We start from the raw sequence: 5,942 nt of genomic DNA on the forward strand, positions 1-5,942 counted from the left end.
CCTGGGGAGTTTGCTGAAAAACCATACCGACCGATACGATGAAGCTGAAAAGGCATACCGAACAGCCATTGAGCTAGACCCAAAATCTGCCCATCCCTGGAATGGCCTGGGGTGTTTGTTTCTTAGCCTGAACCGACTTCAAGAATCAGAAGAAGCATTTGAGCAGGCCATAAAGCTGGATCCAACATTGATAGATCCATTCCTGAACTCTGCTGAAAAAGCACTTGTAGCAGAAAACTTTGACCAAGCCGCAAGCCGACTGATCAAATCCCGTCCTCTCCTGAAAACCGACATTGAAAAACGCAATCAAATAATGCTGGAGCTTGCCCTGGCCCTGGCTGAAAACAATCCACAATCCGTCACTCAGGCCCATGAGAAATTGGGGGAATTGGCAGGTGTGAATCTTCCACGCAGTCTCTGGAACTACAACGACCTGGAGCCCTTTATCATTCGTTTGCCGGAGCCCGAACAAAACCTCCTGCGCGCTTGGATAGCAGCAGTAAAGCATGAGGAGGGGGCGGATCCTCAGGGGGCGTTTTTGGCTTGGGGGGAGGCGCGTTCCGGGCTGGAGGAGTGATCCGGCTCTTTTCTACGATCCCCCATCCCATCCATTGATCCACCCCCCTTTGCTTGCCCGCCCTTTTGCGGCATCATGATTGGGGAAGAGGGAGCACCCCTTTTCCGCCATCCACCCGGGCCAGCATGACGCCATGATTCCCAAGCCGATCAAGCTCTTCTTTGCCAGCCGCCTGCAACCCGAAGCCGGGCCGGTGGTGTTGGATCGCAAGCGGGTCTACATCATGCCCGATCGCTATGGCACCCTCTTCGGCCTGGTTTTTTTGGTGATGCTGCTGGCAGCTTTGAACTATGACCTCAGCTTGGGGTTCGTGCTCACCTTTCTTCTGGGGGGGGCGCTCTTTGTCTCCATTCTCCACACCTATCGCAATCTCGTCGGGTTGAAACTCTTTCAGGGGCGGATCGAGCCGGTTTTTGCCGGAGAAACCGCCCGCTTTCCCATGGGGCTCGACAACCGAACCGGGGGGGAGCGGTTGGCCATTGGGCTTGCCTGGTCCGGGAAAAACCAAAAAGAAATCTATCTCGACATCGCCCCCGGCCACACCCCCTTTCCCGTACTCACCCTCCAGGCGCCCCGGCGGGGTTGGCTCAAGCCGCCCCGCCTCACTGTTTTCACCCGCTTTCCCATGGGGCTCATCCGCGCCTGGGGGGTGGTCACCTTTACCACGCCGTGTCTGGTCTATCCCCAGCCGGAAAAGGGCCACGTTCCCTTACCCCCTGGGCCTGCCGGGGAGGAGGAGGGACGCAAGCGCCATCCGGACGGGGATGATTTTTATGGATTGCGCAAATATCAGGTCGGGGATACCCCCAAGCAGGTGCATTGGAAAATTTCCGCCCGGTGGCAAGGGCTCCTCACCAAGGAGTTTGCCGGTAGCGAGCTGCCCGATCTCCAGTTTGAGTGGAGCGCCCTGGGGGAACTTGATACCGAAGCCCGCCTCTCCCGTCTCTGCCGCTGGGTGATGGATGCCCATGCCGGGGATCTGAATTATGGCCTCACACTGCCCGGTTTCAACCTGCCTCCGGGAAGGGGGGAGGCGCACCGGGGGGAGGCTTTGCAGGCGTTGGCGCTGTTTGGTCTTGACGGGGAGGGGGGAGGGGAGAGCCCATGATCCTGCGTCAGGATTCCCCCCCCGATCTATTGGGCTTTCCCCCGGCCCCCTGGGTGTTGCAGGGGTTGTTGGGGTTGCTGGTTTTGGTGGCCGCCCCCCACGTCCCCAACCTTCCCCCGGGGTTGATTCTCCTCTGCGGCACCTTGGGAATCTGGTGGCTGGTCAGCGTGCGCAAAACAGGCCGCCCCCCTGCCCCTGGCATGCTGATTCGCGCCACGGTGGTGGTGGCTGCCTCCCTCTTGGTTTGGGCGGAATATGGCCGGATTTTGGGTCAAAACTCCGGGGTGGCGCTGCTCACCTCCCTGCTGTTTTTAAAGCTGCTGGAGTTTAACTCCCGGCGGGATCCGTTGCTGGTGATTTTGCTCTGTAATTTTCTCACCATGACCCACTTTTTTCACTCCCAATCCATCTGGATGGGGGGGTATGCCATCGCCGTCACCTGGCTCTCCATCGCCGCCTTGATCAGCCTCCACCATCCCGGGCCCGGGGTGGTGGCCATCTTGAAAAAATCGGGGGTGCTGCTTCTCCAAGCCGTGCCGGTGATGGTGGTGCTGTTTTTGCTCTTCCCCCGCATCGCCCAACCCCTCTGGGGGCTTCCCGCCGACGCCTTTTCCACCACCGGCACCATCGGCCTTTCCGACTCCATGTCCCCGGGGAGCGTTACCAATCTCATCGCCGAAGGGGGGGTTGCTTTTAGAGCCACCTTCGACAAAAAACCGCCTCCCATCAAAAAACGTTACTGGCGGGGGCCGGTGCTCTGGGTTATCTGGCCGGACGGGGTGTGGCGAACCCCCGGCACCCCTCTGCCCCGAGACCCCATCACCATCGAGCCCCTGGGCCCCACCTGGCACTACAGTGTCACCATGGAGCCGACCCAGGATCACTGGCTGTTTGCTCTGGATCTTCCGGTGGAAGCGCCGGAAAAGAGTGGATTGCTGCCCGATTTTCAGCTCAAATCCCATCTCAAGGTATCCACCACCAAACGCTACCGGATCGCCTCCATCATCGACTATCGCGCCGGGGTCGATCTCCATCCCGACATGTGGGAGCAGGGGCTGCAACTCCCCTTTGAGGGCAACCGCAAAACCCGTCAGCTGGCACAAAAATGGTCTGAGGAGTCCGACAGTGATGAAGAGATCGTCGAGCGCGCCTTGGAGCTGTTTCGACAGGAACCCTTCATCTACACCCTGACCCCCCCCTTGCAAATGGGCAAAAATCGCATCGACCAGTTTCTCTTCGAAACCCGAAAGGGATTTTGCGAGCACTACGCCGGGGCGTTTACCTATTTAATGCGCGCGGCAGATATCCCGGCCCGGGTGGTTTTGGGATATCAGGGGGGAAAAATCAATCCTCTCGGCAACCATCTCACCGTCCGCAACGCCGACGCCCACGCCTGGAGCGAGGTGTGGTTGGCGGGTCGGGGCTGGGTGCGGGTGGATCCCACCGCAGCGGTCGCCCCGGAGCGCATTGAACGGGGGCTCTCCGCCGCCATGAATCAGCGCAGCGACGAACTGCCCTTCCTCCTGCGGCCCAACCGGGAGTGGCTGGAAAACATCTGGTCCACCTGGGATCTGGTGGATAACGGCTGGAACCAGTGGGTGCTGGGGTTCAACGTCAAACGCCAGGCGCGCTTCCTCTCAGGGTTGGGTCTGGGAGAGCTCTCCTATCGGGGGATGGCTTTGGGCTTGGCGGCTGGGGTGGGGGGGCTCTTCGGGCTCTTTGCCTTGATCATGCTGAGGCCCGGCCTCACCGGAAAAGGGGATCCGGTGGTAAAGCTCTATCAGCGCTTGCAGCTGAAACTGGCCAAAAAGGGGGTATCGATCCATCCCAACGAAGGCCCCATGGATTATGCCGCCCGGGCCGCCCGCCATCTCCCCCAAGCCAAAGCCCCCATTGACCGCTTTATCCATCTCTATGTAGCCTTACGCTATCGAGAGCGCCAAATGAATAAGGGGGTGCGGCTGCTGAAGCGGCTCCTGGGGCGGATCGATAAGGCTATTTCCTGAAGGGTTGGAACTTTCCAACCACCCAGCCAGTCCAATTTTGGTACTCCACACCCCAAGGGGTGAAAAGATTTGACATATGATATCATTTGTGATATCTTGTCCCGACAAACAATCACCATCTCACCCTGGAAACACTAATGAGTGCACACCAATGGAGGCGAGGTAATGTCAATACACGCAAAGCACGCAAAGGATTAATTACGCATGGCTCAAAAACCCAAACTTAACAACAAACAAAAACGTATTTTACAGGCTATTTTTGATCTACAGACAAACATTCATTGGAACGACATCGAAAGCCTGCTCCAGGCATGTGGAGCCGATCTCAAAGAAGGTCGTGGATCCCGTATTCGAGTCAAAATATTTGGAGCGCATGCGGTATTTCACAGGCCCCACGGTAAAGGGGATGGCGGCACTGACAAGGGCAGAGTGGCAGACGTTAAAAATTTATTGATTAATGTTGATATCAAACCATCGTAAAACAGATAGTGAAGACGATAAATTTATCTTAAAATCACAAACCCTACACGTCGAGTTAAAATCGAGACAAAAAAATGTTAGAATATAAAGGATACATCGGGGATGTAACGTTTGATGATGAAGCAGACACATTCCACGGACGTATCATCAACATCCGGGAGGTGGTTTCTTTTTATGGAAGAACCACCGCGGAGATCCGGACCGAATTTCACAACTCCGTGGATGACTACCTTGAATTTTGCGCCGAAGAAGGGGTAAAACCGGAAAAACCATTCTCTGGTAAATTCTTGGTTCGCTTACCACCAGCCCTGCATCGGGAAGCCTTCATCGCCGCAAAAAAATCAGACAAAAGCCTTAATGCATGGGTCCGAACCCTGATCGAATGGGCTACCAATGACGAAAACAAACGGATGCACAACATGAGAGCAGCCAGCTGACAGCGATGAGCGAACCGAAAAAAAAATCAAGATTCCGGGGTGTTCAGCACCATAAAATCCAGTGGGATGGAAACGTCCCGGTGGCGGTAGAAATGACCCTGGGGGATGGACTGGTGGTGACCCTGGATATGGTCAAAAAGGAGCTGGTCGGTGAACAGGCGGAGGGCCTCTCCAAACGCAAGCAGGAGTGGCTCAAACACATCGGGGATTATCTGGCTCGCACCACCCTGCTGAAACAGCAGGAAAAAAAAGGCAGCAACCGCAAAGACGGCGCCAAAGCCATCGATTTCGAACCTCGCCCCGATCCCAAAGTGCTCTGGTGGGGCTGACAGGCCACTCCCCGGCCCAATCACCTGGCCAGGGAATGTTCTGCTGTTATTTTGAAAATCAGCGGAGAACGGCAGAATCAAAAGAGAAGGGGAGCGTGACAACATCACCCAAAGCAACACCGCTTCGGGGTCGAAAGAGAGGGGCGGTTATTCCCCTTCCTCCTCAATCACCGTCACCGCAAAGGTGCCCAACGCCTTCCAGGGGCCCTGGTCTACCTGATCATACACCTTGAAAAACCACACTCCCGGGGTAAAGGCTCCCGAGACCGCTCCCGCAGCGGTAAAGAGAGGCAGCGCCCCCCCTTTGGGCATCGCAACCCCTTCAAAGGCCAATTCCGTAACCTTCTTGGCCTTGTTGTCCAAAATATTGATCTTAAAATGATGCACCCCCGGATCCACCAGCAGAAGATCCAGAATCACATATCCCACCGTGCCCGAGGGCCTCGGACGCAACGCCTTGACCACCGCCAGAGGACGAACAAACTCACCCTCCCTGGCCATCTTATCGGAAAAATAAAGATTGGTGATATATGCTGGCTGCCGATACTTTCCTGCCTGGGCCAGCGACGGCAAAATCAGCAACGTAACCGCCAACACCATGGCGATGCCGCTTGTAAAAAATAGCCGTTTCAGATGCCATTTACCCATCACAAATCCCCTGTTTCATCAATCAATTCGACATTCCGGATCAACTCTAGCGCTTTTGATCCATAACGAAACCGAATTCATGCAGGTTTTAGGCCATTTTTCGGGAAAAGCATATCTCTTGTTCTGTTTTAGTCGATGCGTCTGGTCTCTTTGTTGGATGCTGGAAGAATGAAGAGGACGATGGAAGGATGAAGGGGATGCTGGAAAAAAAAAGAAAAAAACAAAATCAAGACCGTGGGGGCTCGCCCCCACACCCCCAGGGGGTTGTAAAGCAAGATCAAAAGTAACTATTCAGCTTCGTTAGACTGCATGAAGGAGGGCCGCTGACCTTCAAACAGCAATTGCAGGGCTTCGGAA

At 55.7% G+C, this 5,942-nt stretch carries 7 protein-coding genes; 6 read left to right on the forward strand and 1 reads right to left on the reverse strand.

Translation table 11 applies throughout. The features are described from left to right. From HQL52_19630 to HQL52_19655, 6 genes are all read left to right on the forward strand, one after another. A partial coding sequence (locus tag HQL52_19630) for a tetratricopeptide repeat protein (GenBank protein MBF0371653.1) occupies positions 1 to 577 on the forward strand: 577 nt, incomplete at its 5' end. Positions 578 to 710: 133 nt separating this feature from the next. Continuing rightward, positions 711 to 1,685, forward strand: a complete 975-nt coding sequence (locus HQL52_19635) for a DUF58 domain-containing protein (protein MBF0371654.1) — start codon at positions 711 to 713, stop codon at positions 1,683 to 1,685. After that, complete coding sequence (locus HQL52_19640; protein ID MBF0371655.1) at positions 1,682 to 3,691, forward strand: DUF3488 domain-containing transglutaminase family protein; 2,010 nt, start codon at positions 1,682 to 1,684, stop codon at positions 3,689 to 3,691. The genes HQL52_19635 and HQL52_19640 overlap by 4 nt, the downstream gene beginning before the upstream one ends. A gap of 204 nt (positions 3,692 to 3,895) precedes the next feature. After that, positions 3,896 to 4,171: a hexulose-6-phosphate synthase gene (locus HQL52_19645; GenBank protein MBF0371656.1), complete on the forward strand. Its 276-nt coding sequence runs from the start codon at positions 3,896 to 3,898 to the stop codon at positions 4,169 to 4,171. A gap of 74 nt (positions 4,172 to 4,245) precedes the next feature. Further along, complete coding sequence (locus tag HQL52_19650) at positions 4,246 to 4,608, forward strand: type II toxin-antitoxin system HicB family antitoxin (GenBank protein ID MBF0371657.1); 363 nt, start codon at positions 4,246 to 4,248, stop codon at positions 4,606 to 4,608. 5 nt (positions 4,609 to 4,613) lie between these two features. Continuing rightward, a complete protein-coding gene (locus tag HQL52_19655) occupies positions 4,614 to 4,937 on the forward strand; it encodes a hypothetical protein (protein MBF0371658.1) in 324 nt (107 codons plus the stop codon). A gap of 147 nt (positions 4,938 to 5,084) precedes the next feature. Here HQL52_19655 and HQL52_19660 read toward each other — a convergent pair whose 3' ends face one another. Continuing rightward, positions 5,085 to 5,585 carry a hypothetical protein gene (locus tag HQL52_19660; GenBank protein ID MBF0371659.1) on the reverse strand — a complete coding sequence of 167 codons (501 nt, stop codon included), beginning with the start codon at positions 5,583 to 5,585 and terminating at the stop codon, positions 5,085 to 5,087. Between the last annotated feature and the right edge of the window lie 357 nt (positions 5,586 to 5,942).

It is taken from the genome of Magnetococcales bacterium (genome assembly GCA_015232395.1).
Classification (GTDB): domain Bacteria; phylum Pseudomonadota; class Magnetococcia; order Magnetococcales; family JADFZT01; genus JADFZT01.